This is a genomic window from Alteribacillus sp. YIM 98480 (assembly GCF_009765375.1).
Taxonomy (GTDB): Bacteria; Bacillota; Bacilli; order Bacillales; family Marinococcaceae; genus Alteribacillus.
This window is the reverse complement of record NZ_VTOK01000002.1, coordinates 101,380-118,691: the sequence shown is the minus strand read 5'-3', so window position 1 is coordinate 118,691 and position 17,312 is coordinate 101,380. Positions and strand designations below refer to the sequence as shown.

The following is a 17,312-nucleotide window of genomic DNA, read 5'->3' as shown; positions in this document are numbered from 1 at the left end:
TAACGCTTCAAGTGATTCAGGTTTTTCATTAAATTCGACCTCGTACGCTCCTACTTGAGCCTCCAATAATTGAATATTAGTAGTTTAATACAAGCGAACAACAGTTCTATTTTCAATATTTTTCTACATCAATATGATATAAGTGTGGGAGTTCGGACAACTCGTCAATAATTAAGGATGGAATAGCCATATTAATTTCGATCGTTCTTTCTTTATCTTTTTTACCTTTATTTTCTTTGGTTTCTTGTATTTTAATTTCATCCAACAACTCTAACACTTCATCAAATGAAAAATACTCTTTCCCTGCCATTTCTAAAACTTTTTCATATCTTAGTTTAATTTCATCTTTCATCTTTTCTAAGTAAGCTGGTGAGTTTTCAAATAATTCTTTTTCAAGTTTTTTCTTCTCATCTTCTAATTCTTCAATTCTTTTTTCAGTAGCATCTTTAATTGTTTGACTTGCATCAGAACTTAAGAAATTATTAAATAACTTAGTCACTTCATTTGATTTTTCATCAATTTTACCTTGTATCTCTTTCCGTACTACATCAATTTCGCTTATACGTTCATCAATTTCATCCAACATAAAGTCTCTTGCTGTTTTTTCATGACCTGTTTTTATACTTAATGAATGAGGAAGGGTTGTTTGACCAAATTTAACAAGTATTCGTTCTAATACATTATGTGAAATTCCTTTGTTGTCACATGTTTTTTGGTATCTTTTCCCTCTGCACATATAGATGTACTCTTTTACTTTTTCACCGGCTCTAAATTTGTGTGCTGTATGACGGATATACTCATTTCCACATTTATCACAAAACATTTTCCCATGAAAAATATTTTCAATCCGTCTACCGCCTTTTGTTTCACCAGTTTTGGTTTCAAGGGTGCGATTATCCAGTATTTCATTTGCTTTATCCCAAGTTTCTTCATCAATGATAACTGGTATAACGCCTTCGTGTGTTATCCATTCATCTTCAGGACGATGTATTTTTCTATTGCTTCCTGTGATTCCTGTTGAAGTCCATTTATTACTAACAAGCCATCCCTTGTACTTTTCATTCCTTATCATTCGTCTAATTTGATCAGATCTCCATTTCTTACCTTTCTTGCTTTTTAAACCTCTCTCGTTTAATTCAACAGCAATTAAAGTTGCACCCATATTTTTATTAGCGTACATATCAAAAATTTCTCTTACAATTTCAGCTTCTTTTTCCACAATAGAAACTTCTTTAGTGTTAGGATCATAACTGTATCCATATAAAGGAACAGTCATATGGAATATACCTTTTTTTGCACGTTGTTTATACGCCCATTCTACTTTTTTTGATCTGTCCAATGACTCCTGTTGTGCAAAAAGAAGTAGAATACCTGTTCTCAATTCCCAATCATTTTCTTCTGTAGAGAATCCTGCATTTTCAAAAACTATATATACTCCTTTTTCCCTAAGATTACGAATAGTTTTAGTAATATCAACATTTCTAGAAAATCTTGTTACATCCTTTGTAATAATGTATTTAAACTTTGGTTTTCTATATGATAAATAAAAATCAATATCGTTTGTGTTTTCATTTTTAACAACTTCTAACCCTGCATCGTGTATCATTTCTAAAAATGCCTTTCTCTTGGTTGAAGTAGCTGACAATCCTTCATCCGCATATATCTTGGTAAGGTCATAATCATTTCTTGAACAGTAAGATGTATAATAATCTTTTTGATTTTTCATGGAAGTTAATTGTTCTTCGTGATTTGTACTAACTCTTGTATAAACAGCAACTTTTTCTTTTTTCATTGTCAAACACCTCCATATATCACAATAATAGCAAAGGATGTTTGAGAATACTACAAATGATATAACTATACCTCAGCTATATTCTTTTCTTATTCTTCTTCATCATTAAAAATTCTTTCAATTATCAATCTATCGTCATGGACTTTAATTAAATTGCTTCTTTTTATCTGATTATCAAAGATATCTTGAGCTTTATTTAATGCATCTTCAGAAGTTTCACCTGTAACTTCTACACTCAATACTGCTGTTTCTGCTGCAAACACTTCATACTGTTTCATTATCGCATTCCTCCAAAAAAATAATTTGCTACAAAATAAATGGAAAAAAACTCTGCAACATGATTCAAAACTATCACAACTTTAGACACAAAACAATTAATTTCGCTAAATTTATTGACTTTTTTTAATACATAAATTATAATATATTACTTTTTTAAATTATCTTTACCGGTTTTTTAAATAAATTTATTGTCTCAAAGTATTGCTATATCAACTTATAATTTTATTACATAAATTAAATTACATTTTATCGTTGTTATGAAATTACAAATATATGGTTGTTTTGTAAAAGTACTAGTATAATAAGGTTAAATGATTTACGAGAAAGGATAGGTAGAAATGAGCATTAATAAATTAAGAAGTGCATTATATAAAACTGCTAAGATTCTTGGAGACATTAATGCTGTTAAACGGGGAACAGTAGGAAAGAGAGTTGGAAGGAGAATTGCAGGTAAAGGAACAGGGAGATTATTAGGGAAATTATTTAAATGAAGAGAGCAGGAATTAAACCTGCTCTTTATTTATTTTGAATTATTTTTCTATATCCGATTGGTTAGTCATGACATGTCATGATATACTAAGGTTAACAAATCAAACAGATGCGAACGAGAAGTAAATTGAAGAAGAAAAATATCATAAAGCCCCTATCTGGAGGACGATTGAATTGGATAAAAAAATGCAAGTTAGAATACCGAATGAATTGTATGATCAGTTTAAAAAAGAAGCAAAGGACAACGCTCAAACCCCTTCTCTGTTGGTGCGAAAGTGGATTGAAGAGTACGTGGAAAATAACAAAAAGTAATTCACTTTATTGTATTTACATGTCATGACAAATAATTTATAATAAAGATAGAATGTTAGACAACACAGACAAAATAAACACCACAGGTAGCAGCCATCCCCGGAAGGAGAATGAACAATGAAAACATGGGAGCGCAAGGATAAAGACGGATATCTTTTATACGAGGTCAACGAAGTAAAATTTGATGGGGATTTACACGAATTTATGGTTGTAAAAGAAAATGGCGAAGTGGTAGCGACAATCACACCTGCTGACTTAGATAACCAAGAAAAAATCATTAAGGATCTTGATAACGGAAAAGATGTTGACGGTTGGAAAGACGGACGAGGGAATACGATTAGCATTTAATAAAAAGGAGAGATTCCCTCGTCCAAACTAAAAAACGCCTTGATTTTAAAGTGAATAATTTATGGGAGTATTAGAAGGATCTAGTGACATTAGACAAAAATACCCCACTCACTTTTTAGTAAGTAGGGTAAATTGGGATATATTTATATTTTAAACCTAACACCTCTTTTCTCCAATCTTTTAACTTGCTCTGTAGATATGTATTTAGAAATTCTCTTCATTTCTTTTTTATCAAGCTTATGTTTAACATCAAAGTTAAAAGTGCTGTTTAAATTAATTTCATTTGAAACCTCAGTATTATTATTTGTATTATTATTGTTTGTTGTGTCTCCTCTATTAATATTGTCTTGCAGCCTGTTGTAAACAGCATCAGCAAAAGGATTCATTTCATCTCCTACTAATGGCATTATAGCTTCTTTCCCTGCTTCACCAAGCCCTGCAATAGTAGGCTCATCAAAGATACCGCCTTTTCTGTGCCATGAAACATTAAAATCAGGATATGGAATACCCCAACTGTTTTCTTTCATATCTACTGAAACGTTAGGAATTTTGGGCTTTGGTATGCTCCAAGAAAAATTGAAAGCATCCTTAATATTTTCAATCATTCTGAGTACCGTATCTTTAGCTGTTGTAATTGGATTCGAAATAGCATTTTTAATCTTGTTAAAAATACGTTCTGCTGTTGAGTAAATTGAATCAAATGTACTTGAGACATTGCTTTTCATAGTTTCAATTGTATTTTTTACACTACTGGAAGTGTCGCTAATTAGATTAGATACAGTTGATTTGATATTATCCCAAATATTGGAAAATGTATCAGAAATAGAGGACAGAATATTTGATGTAGTAGAAGAGATAGAGTCAAGGGTACTTGATATAGTATCTTCTGTTTCACTAATTGCTGATTCCACTGCCGAGTAAATACCTTCCCAAATATCTCCAAATATTTCAGAAATAGCCGTGAGAACAGTATTTACGACTGTTTCTATAGTATTGAGCGCTTGAGATATAACAGCTTCTAAGACTTCTAGGACACCTTCTGTAAGCTGTTGAATACCTTCCCATGCTTTTTCCCAATCACCAGTCAATATACCTAGCACCGTATCAAAAATGCCTTGAATGATATCTAGCGCACCTTGTATGATTGTTGTCATATTTTCCCAAGTATTTGTAGCATACTCAATAAGAGTATCGCCAAACATACTCCATAATTCTGTAGCGATTTCAACTATAGTATTAAATATTTCTTCAATAGTTGTTGCGAATTCAGTTAATGTTTGTTTTATCTCATCAAATGTAACGCCTGTTTCATCTGACATAGTGCCAATATTTTCTTTAAACCAGTTTATAATTTCTTCAATATAAGCAAATGTGCTTTCCATTGCATCTTGCAAAACAGGTAAAGCCGATTCTGCAACATCCATAAGTGTTTCACCAATTGGCATTAAAGCAGTCATGGCACTATCTTTAAACATTTGAAAACGCTCACCAAGTGTAAGGGTATCTTCTCCAGCTTTATCAATTGTTTCGGAACTTCCTGCAATTGTTTCTTCTAATTCTTCAATAGAGAATGCACCTGATTGAATCATTTCTGCTAATTCGGGACCAGCACGTTTACCGAATGTATCAATAGCAAGTTGTGTGGCATCACTAGAATCGCCCATGTTTTCAATTTCTTCAACAACTCCGGGTAATACCTCGGCTGGATCTTGACCACTTTCAGCAATGTTTGCAATACCTTTTGAAAAAGCAGACATAGCAGTATCAGCATCATAACCTGCTGCTTCAAGGTTCCCCATGAGTAATGCAGCGTCATCATATTCCATGCCTGCTTGCCTCATCGTAGCACCATGCTGATCCATTTGATTCATTAAGTCACCGACACCAGCGCCAGTTGTTTGAGCAATTTTCCACAAGTTGTCCATTTTCTCGGCTGATTCTTCAGCACCAATGCCCCATGATTCAAAACCTCTTGAACCACTTTCAATGAGTTCATCAGATGCTTCACCACTAATACGAGATAAATCAAGATATTGTTTAGAAAGCTCTTCTAATTCCTCTCCTGATTCGCCTGTCCTAGTATTTAAATCTGCTAAAGCTGTTGCTACTTCCTCAGAATCTTGCGGTACATCTTTAAATACATTCTTAAAACTATCTTCTAAATCAGCTAAATCATCACCTGTTGCACCTGTACCAGTTCTAATAATATTACTTGCTTCCTCAAAATCTTGACCAGCGTTAAAAGCAGCAGTTCCTATTCCAACTAGAGCTGTTCCTAGTCCGGCAACTGCTCCCATTACACCACCAGCCAAGACTTTTCCCATTTTAGAACCTTTTTTCTCGGTATTTTCCATGCCTTTTCCAGCTTCTTTTAAGCCTTTTGTAAGTTGTGAATCATCAACTTTTATTTCAGCTTGATAGCTTCCTAAATCATATGCCATGAATTATTCACCCCCTTTCTTTGTGGAGGTGTAACCAGTAAGCGAACGAATAGCATTAATATCAGCGTCCACTCTAGGATTCATGTAACGATAAGCTTTACTTAGATATTCTCTGCCTTCTTCAGATTTCTGTAATTCTTTAATGTGTGCTTGTTTTATGTAAGCAAGAAAATGTGAATGAGGAAGATTCATAATCTGTTCGTGAGAGAAATGATAATAATGAGCCAGTAAAGCAAAATCACTGAATAGTTCATATTCATCTTTATCTCCATACAAAAAACCCCCACTATCCTTTTTACCTGTTGGATAGTAGGGAACTTTTAGTTTTTTGACGTTGCATTCTCTTGTACTTTATCTTTATATAACTCAACAATCTTACGCATTTGTGAAATACTGACGTTATTTTCTACAAACTTTTGATCAATTTCTCTTGAATTATCTTGCTGTAAAATCAACGTTGCCATTTTTACAAATAAATTAAATTGCTCCTTGTTAGATTTGGATTTACTTGCCTTTTGCTCAAAATCAAGTAATTGATTCACTAGAGCAACAGTAGGCTCTGCTGGAATAGTAAATGTATCATCCTCTGAAAATTTAAGTTCTAAAGGCTCTGCTGTTAAAATAGAAAGATCAATAATATTGCTCATGTGTCATGTCTCCTTTGTGATTTAGATTTTTTAAATTTGATTGCGCAATCAAACTTGATATATAAAATAAAAAAAGAGAGTGAATAATTTCACCCTCATTTAATCAATTAAAGCTCTTCCGTAATTCGTACAATATTTCCATCACTCTTGCTGTCATCAGCTAGTAAAGTAAACTCCATGTTAAAAACTGATTCAGCTTCAGGGGAGAATGTCATTTCAAGACCGCTTCTATTCTGAGCTTTCCACATATCAACGTATATATCTTTTCCATCCTGACGTTTCTCATGGACAAAACGTAATTGCTTAACAGGAACAGATGTTTTACCTCCAAGTCCTAACGTACGTTCCGTTACATTCCCATCTGCATCCTCTTCTTCATTATAAAAGCCAGGTAAAAATTCACTAATCTTTGATAAATCAAAAGTTACCACACCACAATTAAAATTTGTCGATTCCGAGGTCATGAATGAAGCAAGAATTTGATTGTGTTTACCCCCTCTTACATCAGCGAATTCACCAGAGTAATTTAGGGTCGCTTCCCCGGAACTTTCTCCAATTTTTACCAGTGCATCTTCAATTTCTTCGTCTGTCGCACTATCAACATCAATATCATCCGGTACAATAAAAATTTCACCTGCACCAAATAAAATGGACTGTTCTTCTGCCATTTATAATCATTCCTTTCACAATTTAAATTATTAAAGTTAAATATAATAAAAAAATCTACCCCTTTACACGGACTAGAAAGTACTGAATCTGTTCAAATACATTTTCATTTTCGTGATACTGTAAGCTCCCACCATTTTGTAATTGTGAGTTAAGAACTACTGTATCATTAACTACATTTGACGGTCTTTCCACATAAGGCTTTGTAAAGTCTAATAATTTAAGCAATCTATCTGAAATCTGAGACATAAGAATATCATCAGATGAAACAAGTATAACTTGCACACGATAATCAGAAGTCATTACAGCCTGTGAAAATGGCTCAACTCGGTAAACGATATAAGGATAGTCAATAAAACTGCCTTTGTCATTTACTTGATGTGGGGAAAAAGACTGGGGACGACCAAGAAATATTTTTAGCCGTTCTTCTTGAGGGGAATGTTCAAGTAACTCACATAATTCAGTATCAGCGTTTAAATATTGATATATTTCTGTCATCATGATGTTTTCATTCCATCCTGAATCATCTTTTGCATTTGCTGCATATTCATTTCAATTGAATCTCTAATATATGGTTGACCTTGAGTCTGTTTCACTAAAGAACCTTCATGTACAGCTTCAGCATATTCCACATTATTAGTTCCAACTGTAATACTGCTTGAATCATCATTATGTTCAGCTTCAGCATTTGTATTTCTTCTCAAATGTCCAGTTAAAACCGGTGCTTTTTGTTTTGCTTCACGCTCCAGCAACATTGAAATATCTGTTGCTACTTTTTCTCTTTTTTGCCTTACATCTTGTATTGCTTTGTCTATGTTAAGAGCCATATCACATGTCTCCTTTCTTTAACATGACTTCATAATGCTTGTCATACCGCAAACACTCTGTAACATGATATTTTTCATCTTCATATGTAATTGTTTCACCTATTTTAATTCTCTCGTTTGGTTCACAGAAAACTCTATGAGTCACTTCAATATATAATCCATAGTTATGTTCTGCCAATTGAGCAGAATAAGGTTCAAGCTCACCTAAAAAATGACGGTACTCATAATCTGTTTCAGCGTAAATAGGACGATCTAACTCATCATAGTCAACAATTTCGCCCTCAATTTCTTCAACGATATAAAAATCTTTTGTAAGTCTCATATGTATCTCATCCGTTTATGGCTGTTTAAAGCTTTGATAAGATGATCAGGTATAAGATCACGATATGTTTCACTAAGACTTCCTTTTGATTCAGAGGAAATATTCTCAATGCCATTATTTCGATACAAATAAACTGTCATATCCTCAACAATTGCGGATTGAACCTCATTAAGCTCCTCAATATTACAATATTGTTTAACAAATGATTCAGCCCGACTTATATAGAGATTCAATAAATCATCTTTTGAATCATCACTAATACCAATGATTAGTTTAATATTCGTAAGTGAAGCCATGTTATCACCTCACCTTTATTCTGACTTCTTTTCTGCTGTTTCAGCTTTTGTTGCTGATTCAGTTGTGTTTTGTTTCGGTTTATTTTCAACCTTCTCAGTTTCAGGTTGTTTGTTGTCCTGCTTATCATCTTCAACCTTTTCATCTTTTTTAGGTTGCGTTTTTGGTTTTGTTTTAGCTTTTTGTTTTACTTCTTCATAATTCGGATCATTTTTACAGCGTTTAATATGTGCTGGATGCAAAACATCCCAAGTTAAACCTGTTTTTTTATTTTTAAATTTCATTGTTTCACCCTTTCAGAAAACATTAAAAAAGAGATAGAGTAATGACTCTATCCCTTTAAATATAGTATGTGAAATTATTATCCAATGGAGGCTGTAAGTACTGCCATTGCTTCAGGACGAAGAGCAGTAGCACCATATACAGACAATCCACGTACACCGTCTGCAAACTGGCTTTCAAGTCGAAGTGCTTCAACATCATCTACTTGAGTATCATGACCAATAGCCGAACGATGCATAGCAATTACTTTGTAATCACCGTTTTCGTTAGTGGAAAGCTCCTCAGAGACTACAACTTGCATACCGTTGATTACTTGACCTTCAACGACACCATTTTCAAGTACTGTTGGATTAGAAGAAAAGCGGTCATCTTTTGAAAGCAATCCAAGATATTCAGCGTTTACAACTACATAACGATCATTCTTAGGTACTTTCTTCTTAGAAAGCTTAGTACCGAGATCAACAATGTAGTCATATGCATTATCTTTTGTTACGCTTTCCGGTTCAGTGTCGTCACCAATAACATTATCTTCATGTGCTTCAGTGTACAGACCAAACACGTAAGAATCTACTTCTTCTTGAATACTTCCAGATGCATTTGAAACAAATGTATCAACCATATCCCCTGAAGCTTGAACTGCATCAACATCATCAACTGAAAATGCAAAGTATTTTTTCTGATCAAGGTTCAAATCTACAGCTGTAGTAGAAACTTCTTCCCAATTAATAGATCCATCGTAATCAGAAACAGTAACATCTCCTGCTTTATTGAATGTTACTGTTTTTCCTTCTGTTCTTGTTGGTGCAGTAGTAATAGCTGCTGCTACACTTTCCTTTGTAAAATTCCCCATTAGACGTGCTTCCCAAACTGTTGGTAAGAAACTATTTACTGACATTATTACATCATTCCTTTTCTGAATTAATTATTTTTGCTTTTTCTTTATCGTCTTAAAGCTTAAAAAAGACATAAAAAAATAGACATGGCTCATTAACCAAGTCCTTACATGTCAAATTTACGATTTACTTTTATTTTGCTTGCTTTAATGCTTCATTCACTACATCTTGATCTAATGAAGCAATTTCCTCAGTAGACATACTTTGAAGCTGTTCAAAGGTAATTGATTTTTTATTTTCATTGTTACCACCTTTTGGTTCATGACCATTAGACTTTAGCTTTTCATTCACAGTAGTTTGTAAATGATTAGACCAAATTTCCTTGAACGTATTAAGATTCTCCTCTGTTGCTTGCTTACTCTTTGTTCCTGTCTCATCATCATCCGATTCAATTTTAATGAAATAATCAATCAAATCGGTCGGTAATGAATTATCAGTAGCAAACTTGAAAGAAGAGTTTCTCAGTGACTCTTTGAGCTTATCACGCTTAATTGCTTCAATTTCTTTCTTCATTTCATCCATAGCAATGTCTTTATCATCCTTATCAGATGTGCGCTTTTGAAGCTCATCAGAAATGATCTTTTCAAGGTTCTTTGACTTCCAGCTTTCAAGCGATTTTGCATGATATTTATCAAGCATCGGTTGTAACAACTTCTTACCTTCATCAGTATCAAGAAATTCATTAACCCCATCAACTGTAATTTCCTTTTCAGGTGCAATACCGTTAATGTAGTCCTTTACTTCTTGATCTTCTTTATTTGCTTCAATCCATTGTTTAATTTCTTCTAAATTCATATGTACTTAACCTCCATAGACCATACAGTATTGTAATCAATCCTGCATGTTCTTTTGTTTTTTATTGAACAGTTTAACGACCTATTCAGGTCAAAACCATTGATATATCAATGTTAACCACTTTGAAAGTGATTAAATTTAAACTTCAATACCCTTATCCTTAGCCCATTCTTTATACGATTGATTTTTTACATATTCCTTTGTTTCGTTGTCCTTGCGCATATCAGAGCCTAAATTATTAGGAATGACAGGGATAATATCACACCGGCAATTTGGATGAAAAGGCACGATAGGTCTTGCAGAATCATCAATGTTCCAAACTTGCCGATCCAACTCAGCACAGTCCGAACACGTATTTCCTTCTAATGTAGCTAACCACTGTACCTGTTCAATACCATTCTGTTTGTACACATTTTCTCTTGCTTCAGTAATTATGTATGCTGTCTCAGTACGGACAAGTCTTTGTGACTGGAAACGCTTTGTGCCAAACTCCTCATCAAATAACTTTGCCATCTTTTTAATGTTCTGACCTTCTCTAATTCCTCTTTCAAGATTTCTTTTAAGTGAATCTTTTAAAGCTGCTTGGTTTCTCCAAATGCGGTCAGAAAATATAGCCCCCGACCAGTCTTGTTTAATAAACTGATTAACAATTGAATCATTAAGCTTTTTAAAATTAATAGCTAAGTCAGTGTTTTGATCCATTGTAAAAGCTGTTTGATGATAAGATTTTCTATATGTACTTGCTAATACAGCAGTCATTGTTGCTACTTCAAGCGCACCAATTGTTTCTGATTCCTCTTCAATCGTTTCATTAATTTCTCGCATAGTTCCCGATGTGACAGCAGAAGAATAATCAATTTCTCCATCTTCATTAGAGTGCTTTTTATAAAGTTTGAATATTAACTTTTCAAGCTTTTCTTTAGATACATCATACTGTTCTAATACTTTTTTATAATCCTGATCTGATTCATCCAACAACTGAGCCAATACATTTAATAGTTCATCTTCAAGCATGATTAATCACCTGCTTGATTCATTCTATTCTGATTTAGTTGTTGCAAATTTGATTCAAGATCCATGCTATCTTGTGCTTCTTGTAGTTTCTTTATTTCGTTTTCTGGATGTTGAATACGTGGATGCCAGCTTAGAAGTGTTTCAGTTGGTATAATGTTAAACAGTTTTACAATTTGATCAGTAATTCCACTCTCATCAGATGGAATGTTACGAGTAAACTTAAATCGAATATCAGCAGGATCATAAGACTTGCCTTGCATATTCAAAATTTTCGTAATCATTCTGATACGTTTCCGCAAAGCCTTTTCCATTTTACGTTCTTTCATGGCTGACTTCGTTTCTAATCCGAAAAGATGCCACTTAAGCGCTTGACTAGATAAATTACTTTGGAAACCTTCACTAGTTAATCTTGGTGTATCACTATGTTCATGAATCATGTTATCAAGAGTTTCAAATAAGTTATTCTGAAATTCAGAATCAGCATCTTTGGTAAGAAACTTAGCTTGGGTAACATCTTCAAGCAACAAAGCACCGTTTTGTTTCATCTTCTCCAAGTCTTCCTTAGTAGTCCCTTGCATTCCTCCAAGTACAAGAAAAGCGTTAACCCATGATTCCACAGAATTTACACTATCAGATAATAATTTATCAATGCTGTCGACCAATGAAATGAATTCTTCAAAGTCTCCTATTTCTTCTTCCGAATTTTGATAAATAGAAACAGGCACTTCACCGAAATAATGTTCTTTATTCCTTTCATTTAGATCAGGCTTGAATGTTTTCCCTTTATCAGTTGAAGTAAAATAATAAATATCTTCAGTATCATATACCTCAATCTTCATGATTTTCTGATTATCTTTATCTCTTATTGTCCAATAACGACCAGCAAAGAGAATGTCACCATTAATATCCTGCTCAACAAACATTTCAAGAGGAGAGTAATGCTTAAAACGTGTAAATCCATTTCTATCTATGTAATATAGCTCATAACACTTGCCAAAAATGGAAAAGTTCTTTGCTAATTCTGCGTTTTCATCTTCTTCATTGTTTAAGTAATTGATTAACTTCAACTCATTCAGAAAATCTTCATTATCTGATTTAGAAACATAAGAAATTGGAACGCTGGCAAAGTAACCAAGCATAGTATTAATAATTTTCTTAGGATATTGAGCAACAATTTTATTATTTGGTTTCTCTGGATCAGGTAACTTGCGATAAAGAATATCATGCTTTCCAACATAATAATTGTAGAGCTTTTGATAATGCGGTAACTCTTGTTTGTGTTTCTTAATTGCTTCTTTTAATTGTTCATGTGTAACCAATGTATCACCTTCCTTTTATTAAATTCCTAATACTTTGCGGTCAAATGTCTGAATACGTTTATTCTTCTTGAGCATTTGAACAGCACCAAATAGACTATCCGGGCAATCATCGTACTTGCTTTTGCTTGAATAGTCTTTGATTTGAGTATTGTATGCATGGTTATCAGGGTTAAAGAGAATATCACCTGCATTGACTTCAGGCTGTAAACTCTCTATTCTTGATTCTTTCTTGCCTTTAGAGTTAACACCCATAATAGGCAGATAGATATTGTTATTCCACAGAGTTTCTTCAAACTTTGTCTTCATATAGGATTGAGCCTGTATAGATTCAAAACCAATGCGGTCAACTGGGATATCATTTATTTTATTTGCCGCTATTTTAAATAATTCATCCGGCAATACTTTATGCATACTGCCATCTATGACATATTTCTGTTTTGTTTTCTTATGTTCACCTAAAATAGTTATTGCAGAGAAGTCATTTCTTTTTCCTGCTTTAATGGCAGGATCTATGTACATGACAATATCCATTTCAGATAATTCAGGAAGCTCTTTATAATACTGAAGCTTTTGAAATATGTATTCACCCGCTGATTTAGGTTCATTCATTAACTCTTTCCAAAATGATATTTCACCGTCATCTATTTTCTTTTTCATTAATTCGTAATAAGACCAACGTTCAGACCATAATACAGAAGTGCCTTTTAACATTTCCCCTTTATGAGCATTAAAAAAAGACAGGGCAGTTTGTTCCCTATCTTCATCTTCCCTATTGGTATATAAAGATTCCCATTCTGACCATAAATCAATAGCATCACTAAATGATGTAACTGCTTGCTTTCTCACTTTCTTCCAGCCTGTTGTAGAAGGATCAAGAATATCTGATATTAAATCATCTTCACTTAATGTTGTACCGACTAGGAGAAAGTTTGAATAGGAGTCACCCAGATTTAAAACCGATTCTTTAAACAAGTTTTTAACCTTTTCATTCTTTGATTCACTTTCAACCATTCCATCAGTTACCATGTCATCACAGAGAACTAATTCAGGACGAATACCTTTCCATTTGATACCTCTTAATGTACCTAGAATACCACGTGCCATAATTGCAGAATCATTCTTTAACCAAATCTCTTGTGCTGACCATTTTTCAGATGACTTTAGTTCTCCAAAATCTTCAATGATTGCATCATTTGATACTAATTCAGCTTTTATATCATTCATTAGTGAAACAGCAAGATCATCTGAAGCAGATAATAATAAAACAAATTGGATACGCTTGAAGAGAATCAAGTGTAATGGAGTTAAGAATGATACTATAGTGGATTTACCGTGGTTACGTGGTACAGCATATATTAAACGCTGCCCTTCTTTATGTAGTAACTCATCAAGTTCATCTAATAATTCTCGTTGAAAGTTTCCAAATGAACGCCAAAATACTTTAGGGAAATAAGCAAGTGCAAAATATTCTACATCTAATTCTGCTAATTTTTTACGTAAACCATTTTGACCAGTTAAATTATTTTTATGTGATGAGAGTAGTTGTTTTATTTCTGATTGATTAAAATGCTTCTTTAGATATGTAAGAAGGAGTTGTTTTTCTTTTTTGCTTAGTTGATTAGATTGATTTGTTTTATTTGTTGGCAATGTATCACCCCTTTCTCATTGGATTGATTAATGTTATGTAAGGCAATATTATAGATTGTAATATTAATGAATGTAATATGAATTTTTAAGGGCAGAAAATACGGCAGATTTTTTTAGAAGTGTTGTTGTAGAGACTCTTTGCTGTCATTAGAATCCCCCACCCTTTTCATTTTCCAATTTGAATTACAGATAAAAAGAAAAGACAACCACTATTTGTGATTGCCTTTCATTCATATAAGTCTTCTAATGCTTCGGCTTGTTCCTCTTCTGTACTCTTACTGTACACATAAAGTGTATTAATATTTGAATGACCAAGTATATCTTTAACCATAACCAAATCTTTCTTTTTATTTCTTATTAATTCAGTAGCTAATTGATGCCGTAACATATGAGGAGTTACTTTCTTTTTAATACCTGCTTTCTTTCTATACCTATCAATTAATTTCCTAACTCCATCATCACTCATTGCACCACGTTGACCAATAAAAAGTTTATCACTGTCTGTTTCTCTTCGATACAATAAGTAATTGGATATGGCTTTCCTTGCGTCATTGTTCAAAGGAATAACTCTTTCCTTGATACCTTTCCCTTGAATCTTAATACTTCCTTTTCTCTGTGATAATGTAACATCATCCACTGTTAAAGAAGTACATTCATGAACACGTATTCCAGTAGCCATAAGCAGTTCAATGATAGCAATATACAAAGGATTATCTGTTGAATGAATCATACGTCTGAACTTATTAAACTCATTCTTACTTAGAGTCTTAGGTGCTGTAGCTTTACTTTCTTTCTTAACTCTAACTGACTTTGATATGTCTTTCTCAATGTATCCTCTTTCATATAAGAAATCACAATAACAACGAACAGCAAACATGTATTGAGATACTGTTGAAGCTGATCCTTTTAATTGCTTTTGAAATTCCTTTAAGTCTAATGCTGTAACATTTGTAGGATCATCTTCACCATATTGTTCACTAAGCCAGTCAATAAACTTACTAACTCTCTGTAAGTATGTGCGAATAGTATTATCAGACTTTCCTTGAATATAAGTATGAAATTCATCCAACATAATTAATCCTCCAAACCGTCTTTATTATTATCTAGACAGATTTATTATCTCTAATCGTTCCAATCTATATGTAAATTGTACCATTAAAGATAACATCTATCAAGATAATTATTATTATCTAGACAGTTTGAAAATAAAAAAATAACGCTTACTCTTCTGTATTTTCTTTTTCACCCTGCTGCTTATCAGATTGATCTTCTTCCTTACTATCTAACATATCCATAAGCTCATTGTAATCATCATCATTGCTTTTCTTATCTTCAATGACAAGTGTTTTACTATTAAGTCCAGCCTTTTCAAGAATACTATTGAGTGCTTGCAATTGAGCATAAACTTTCTTTGTATCTTCAATTTCACCATTAGCAATTTTAAGCATGTTCTTTGATAATGCTTTAGATGAAACTTTGAATGTATGTAATGCATCCTTGAGTGATTCATTAGATAGCTCTTCAATATATTCTTTCGCTTCAGGTTTCTTTAGTACATCATACAGAGATTTCCTATCAGCATAGCCGTATTTGTCTGTGATTTCTTTTGCTGTGTACATTCCGCTATAATACATTTCAATCATTTCTTTATGACTTTCTTTTAGCATTTACCTCACCCCCTTCTTATAACAATCCGAAACCTCATTTGCCCTATTTATTCCATAATCACTAATATTTCATTTTCCCTTATTTCACTGCATTTCCCGTAAAGCAAAAACACTTTACACCATATTGAAAATTCAATACACACTTTCCCAAAATCCTCACATTTTTGTAAAGCCATTTCACCTTACACTCATCTTAAAATTTTATATCCACATTATTTATTTCCACCACAGATAACTGTAAAGCAAAATCACTTGACAAAACAAAAAGCCATCCATCATTCGGATGACAATACTAAAACATCGGATCATCTAAAAAACCCTTTATATCATATTCTGAACCAAGTAACTTATTAAGCTCAAAACGTACTAGATCTTTAGTTTGTTTACTAGTCTCAGAATGATTATAGACTTCACCTATAAGCATTAATACCTTTTTCGGAATTAGAACATCACTCAAATCTAATGTTACTATACTTTCTGGGTTTTCATAAGACTGAGTACTATTAATTAATTTTAACCGCCTATCAATCAGTTCATTAGTGGTTTTACTATTATGTTTATAACGCCTAATTGTCTTGATAGTATTTAAACACTTGCTAATAAAACTATTCTCAGTTAAATCAATTTTCTCTGCTGGTTTAGGAGGGGATAATTCTTTTTCCTTCTCTAACGTTTTTTTGTACTTCTCAAACATTTCTTGTGCTTTTTTATAGTTCTCTTGCTCTTTCCTTCTCCTTTCAAATTTACTTCCCATATCCGCACCCCTTTTGAGTTAATTCTTTTCCATTTTTATTTTATTGTTTTTGTGATCTATAGCAATTAGCTCATAATTATTTTCCTCAATACATTCAAATTCTTCACTTGATAGAAATATTTTAAATTCTTTTATTTTGGTATCACCATCAAATAAATCAATTACTTCATCAGTTAATTGTATGGGTTTGTTTAATTTATCATCCTTGATATAAATTGATTGGACTGATAATTTCCTTTTACCTGTATTATTTAAAGCTATTTTTAAGTAAAGATGATACATAATTTTATCTTCAGTTACTTGTTCATCGACTATTTTATATCCACCAATACCATCACTTATACCTATAAATGAATGTAAAGAACGCTCAATAAACTGGATGTTCAGCTTAGGTTTATCTATGAAGAAATGATAAATAATAAACAATATTACTGGAACAGCTACACCAGTAATTAAACCTTGAATGTAATCAGCAGTGATATTTATTTCCATGTACTACCTCCCAACAAGTTAATGTTAGAAGG

The 17,312-nt window shown here is 32.9% G+C and carries 23 protein-coding genes; 3 read left to right on the top strand and 20 right to left on the bottom strand.

Features of this window, described 5'->3' with window-relative positions; all coding sequences use genetic code 11:
• Positions 1–112 precede the first annotated feature (112 nt).
• Both FZF09_RS03315 and FZF09_RS03310 read right to left on the bottom strand, forming a co-directional pair.
• On the bottom strand, positions 113–1,792 hold the full coding sequence (locus FZF09_RS03315) for a recombinase family protein (RefSeq protein WP_158735159.1): 1,680 nt from the start codon (positions 1,790–1,792) through the stop codon (positions 113–115).
• A gap of 89 nt (positions 1,793–1,881) precedes the next feature.
• Complete coding sequence (locus tag FZF09_RS03310) at positions 1,882–2,070, bottom strand: hypothetical protein (RefSeq protein ID WP_158735158.1); 189 nt, start codon at positions 2,068–2,070, stop codon at positions 1,882–1,884.
• A 339-nt stretch (positions 2,071–2,409) separates the two neighbouring features.
• On the opposite strand from FZF09_RS03310, the gene FZF09_RS22600 reads away from it, so the two are divergent.
• The 3 genes from FZF09_RS22600 (at position 2,410) to FZF09_RS03300 (ending at position 3,220) form a co-directional block, all read left to right on the top strand.
• Entirely contained in the window at positions 2,410–2,562 is a 153-nt protein-coding gene (locus FZF09_RS22600; protein ID WP_199256749.1) for a hypothetical protein, read from the top strand.
• Between the two features lie 172 nt (positions 2,563–2,734).
• Positions 2,735–2,872 carry a ribbon-helix-helix domain-containing protein gene (locus FZF09_RS03305; protein WP_158735157.1) on the top strand — a complete coding sequence of 46 codons (138 nt, stop codon included), beginning with the start codon at positions 2,735–2,737 and terminating at the stop codon, positions 2,870–2,872.
• A gap of 117 nt (positions 2,873–2,989) precedes the next feature.
• Complete coding sequence (locus FZF09_RS03300; RefSeq protein ID WP_158735156.1) at positions 2,990–3,220, top strand: hypothetical protein; 231 nt, start codon at positions 2,990–2,992, stop codon at positions 3,218–3,220.
• 143 nt (positions 3,221–3,363) lie between these two features.
• On the opposite strand, the gene FZF09_RS03295 is transcribed toward FZF09_RS03300, so the two are convergent.
• The 18 genes from FZF09_RS03295 to FZF09_RS03210 all read right to left on the bottom strand — a co-directional run bounded on the left by FZF09_RS03295 (position 3,364) and on the right by FZF09_RS03210 (position 17,280).
• Positions 3,364–5,661 (bottom strand): phage tail tape measure protein, encoded by a 2,298-nt coding sequence (locus FZF09_RS03295; protein WP_158735155.1) that lies wholly within the window; start codon positions 5,659–5,661, stop codon positions 3,364–3,366.
• Between the two features lie 3 nt (positions 5,662–5,664).
• The gene (locus FZF09_RS03290) at positions 5,665–5,937 is read right to left on the bottom strand and encodes a hypothetical protein (RefSeq protein WP_158735154.1); all 273 of its coding nucleotides are present in this window, start codon (positions 5,935–5,937) and stop codon (positions 5,665–5,667) included.
• 44 nt (positions 5,938–5,981) lie between these two features.
• Positions 5,982–6,308, bottom strand: a complete 327-nt coding sequence (locus tag FZF09_RS03285) for a hypothetical protein (RefSeq protein WP_158735153.1) — start codon at positions 6,306–6,308, stop codon at positions 5,982–5,984.
• A gap of 107 nt (positions 6,309–6,415) precedes the next feature.
• Positions 6,416–6,976, bottom strand: coding sequence for a hypothetical protein (locus FZF09_RS03280; RefSeq protein ID WP_158735152.1), 561 nt, complete (start codon positions 6,974–6,976; stop codon positions 6,416–6,418).
• Positions 6,977–7,031: 55 nt separating this feature from the next.
• A complete protein-coding gene (locus FZF09_RS03275; RefSeq protein WP_158735151.1) occupies positions 7,032–7,475 on the bottom strand; it encodes a hypothetical protein in 444 nt (147 codons plus the stop codon).
• The gene (locus tag FZF09_RS03270; protein WP_158735150.1) at positions 7,472–7,801 is read right to left on the bottom strand and encodes an HK97 gp10 family phage protein; all 330 of its coding nucleotides are present in this window, start codon (positions 7,799–7,801) and stop codon (positions 7,472–7,474) included. The genes FZF09_RS03275 and FZF09_RS03270 overlap by 4 nt, the downstream gene beginning before the upstream one ends.
• Position 7,802: 1 nt before the next feature.
• Positions 7,803–8,123 carry a hypothetical protein gene (locus FZF09_RS03265; RefSeq protein WP_158735149.1) on the bottom strand — a complete coding sequence of 107 codons (321 nt, stop codon included), beginning with the start codon at positions 8,121–8,123 and terminating at the stop codon, positions 7,803–7,805.
• Positions 8,120–8,419, bottom strand: coding sequence for a head-tail connector protein (locus tag FZF09_RS03260; protein ID WP_158735148.1), 300 nt, complete (start codon positions 8,417–8,419; stop codon positions 8,120–8,122). Before FZF09_RS03260 ends, FZF09_RS03265 begins: the two co-directional genes overlap by 4 nt.
• A gap of 15 nt (positions 8,420–8,434) precedes the next feature.
• Positions 8,435–8,701 carry a hypothetical protein gene (locus tag FZF09_RS03255; protein WP_158735147.1) on the bottom strand — a complete coding sequence of 89 codons (267 nt, stop codon included), beginning with the start codon at positions 8,699–8,701 and terminating at the stop codon, positions 8,435–8,437.
• A 77-nt stretch (positions 8,702–8,778) separates the two neighbouring features.
• Positions 8,779–9,549, bottom strand: a complete 771-nt coding sequence (locus FZF09_RS03250) for a phage major capsid protein (RefSeq protein WP_233269388.1) — start codon at positions 9,547–9,549, stop codon at positions 8,779–8,781.
• 175 nt (positions 9,550–9,724) lie between these two features.
• Entirely contained in the window at positions 9,725–10,387 is a 663-nt protein-coding gene (locus FZF09_RS03245) for a capsid assembly scaffolding protein Gp46 family protein (protein WP_158735145.1), read from the bottom strand.
• Between the two features lie 138 nt (positions 10,388–10,525).
• Positions 10,526–11,401: a minor capsid protein gene (locus FZF09_RS03240; RefSeq protein WP_158735144.1), complete on the bottom strand. Its 876-nt coding sequence runs from the start codon at positions 11,399–11,401 to the stop codon at positions 10,526–10,528.
• 2 nt (positions 11,402–11,403) lie between these two features.
• The gene (locus FZF09_RS03235) at positions 11,404–12,720 is read right to left on the bottom strand and encodes a phage portal protein (protein ID WP_158735143.1); all 1,317 of its coding nucleotides are present in this window, start codon (positions 12,718–12,720) and stop codon (positions 11,404–11,406) included.
• An 18-nt stretch (positions 12,721–12,738) separates the two neighbouring features.
• A complete protein-coding gene (terL, locus tag FZF09_RS03230; protein WP_158735142.1) occupies positions 12,739–14,367 on the bottom strand; it encodes a phage terminase large subunit in 1,629 nt (542 codons plus the stop codon).
• A 226-nt stretch (positions 14,368–14,593) separates the two neighbouring features.
• Positions 14,594–15,439 (bottom strand): tyrosine-type recombinase/integrase, encoded by an 846-nt coding sequence (locus FZF09_RS03225; RefSeq protein ID WP_158735141.1) that lies wholly within the window; start codon positions 15,437–15,439, stop codon positions 14,594–14,596.
• Positions 15,440–15,587: 148 nt separating this feature from the next.
• Entirely contained in the window at positions 15,588–16,034 is a 447-nt protein-coding gene (locus FZF09_RS03220; RefSeq protein WP_158735140.1) for a hypothetical protein, read from the bottom strand.
• 292 nt (positions 16,035–16,326) lie between these two features.
• Positions 16,327–16,788 carry a hypothetical protein gene (locus tag FZF09_RS03215; protein WP_158735139.1) on the bottom strand — a complete coding sequence of 154 codons (462 nt, stop codon included), beginning with the start codon at positions 16,786–16,788 and terminating at the stop codon, positions 16,327–16,329.
• 18 nt (positions 16,789–16,806) lie between these two features.
• On the bottom strand, positions 16,807–17,280 hold the full coding sequence (locus tag FZF09_RS03210) for a hypothetical protein (protein ID WP_158735138.1): 474 nt from the start codon (positions 17,278–17,280) through the stop codon (positions 16,807–16,809).
• Between the last annotated feature and the right edge of the window lie 32 nt (positions 17,281–17,312).

Coding starts and splice junctions, on each gene's coding strand:
- FZF09_RS03315 (WP_158735159.1), bottom strand. CDS start 1,792: ATGAAAAAAGAAAAAGTTGCTGTTTATACAAGAGTTAGTACAAATCAC.
- FZF09_RS03310 (WP_158735158.1), bottom strand. CDS start 2,070: ATGAAACAGTATGAAGTGTTTGCAGCAGAAACAGCAGTATTGAGTGTA.
- FZF09_RS03240 (WP_158735144.1), bottom strand. CDS start 11,401: ATGCTTGAAGATGAACTATTAAATGTATTGGCTCAGTTGTTGGATGAA.
- FZF09_RS03270 (WP_158735150.1), bottom strand. CDS start 7,801: ATGGCTCTTAACATAGACAAAGCAATACAAGATGTAAGGCAAAAAAGA.
- FZF09_RS03280 (WP_158735152.1), bottom strand. CDS start 6,976: ATGGCAGAAGAACAGTCCATTTTATTTGGTGCAGGTGAAATTTTTATT.
- FZF09_RS03285 (WP_158735153.1), bottom strand. CDS start 6,308: ATGAGCAATATTATTGATCTTTCTATTTTAACAGCAGAGCCTTTAGAA.
- FZF09_RS03255 (WP_158735147.1), bottom strand. CDS start 8,701: ATGAAATTTAAAAATAAAAAAACAGGTTTAACTTGGGATGTTTTGCAT.
- FZF09_RS03225 (WP_158735141.1), bottom strand. CDS start 15,439: ATGTTGGATGAATTTCATACTTATATTCAAGGAAAGTCTGATAATACT.
- FZF09_RS03295 (WP_158735155.1), bottom strand. CDS start 5,661: ATGGCATATGATTTAGGAAGCTATCAAGCTGAAATAAAAGTTGATGAT.
- FZF09_RS03250 (WP_233269388.1), bottom strand. CDS start 9,549: ATGGGGAATTTTACAAAGGAAAGTGTAGCAGCAGCTATTACTACTGCA.
- FZF09_RS03275 (WP_158735151.1), bottom strand. CDS start 7,475: ATGATGACAGAAATATATCAATATTTAAACGCTGATACTGAATTATGT.
- FZF09_RS03215 (WP_158735139.1), bottom strand. CDS start 16,788: ATGGGAAGTAAATTTGAAAGGAGAAGGAAAGAGCAAGAGAACTATAAA.
- FZF09_RS22600 (WP_199256749.1), top strand. CDS start 2,410: ATGAGCATTAATAAATTAAGAAGTGCATTATATAAAACTGCTAAGATT.
- FZF09_RS03210 (WP_158735138.1), bottom strand. CDS start 17,280: ATGGAAATAAATATCACTGCTGATTACATTCAAGGTTTAATTACTGGT.
- FZF09_RS03265 (WP_158735149.1), bottom strand. CDS start 8,123: ATGAGACTTACAAAAGATTTTTATATCGTTGAAGAAATTGAGGGCGAA.
- FZF09_RS03220 (WP_158735140.1), bottom strand. CDS start 16,034: ATGCTAAAAGAAAGTCATAAAGAAATGATTGAAATGTATTATAGCGGA.
- FZF09_RS03300 (WP_158735156.1), top strand. CDS start 2,990: ATGAAAACATGGGAGCGCAAGGATAAAGACGGATATCTTTTATACGAG.
- FZF09_RS03245 (WP_158735145.1), bottom strand. CDS start 10,387: ATGAATTTAGAAGAAATTAAACAATGGATTGAAGCAAATAAAGAAGAT.
- FZF09_RS03260 (WP_158735148.1), bottom strand. CDS start 8,419: ATGGCTTCACTTACGAATATTAAACTAATCATTGGTATTAGTGATGAT.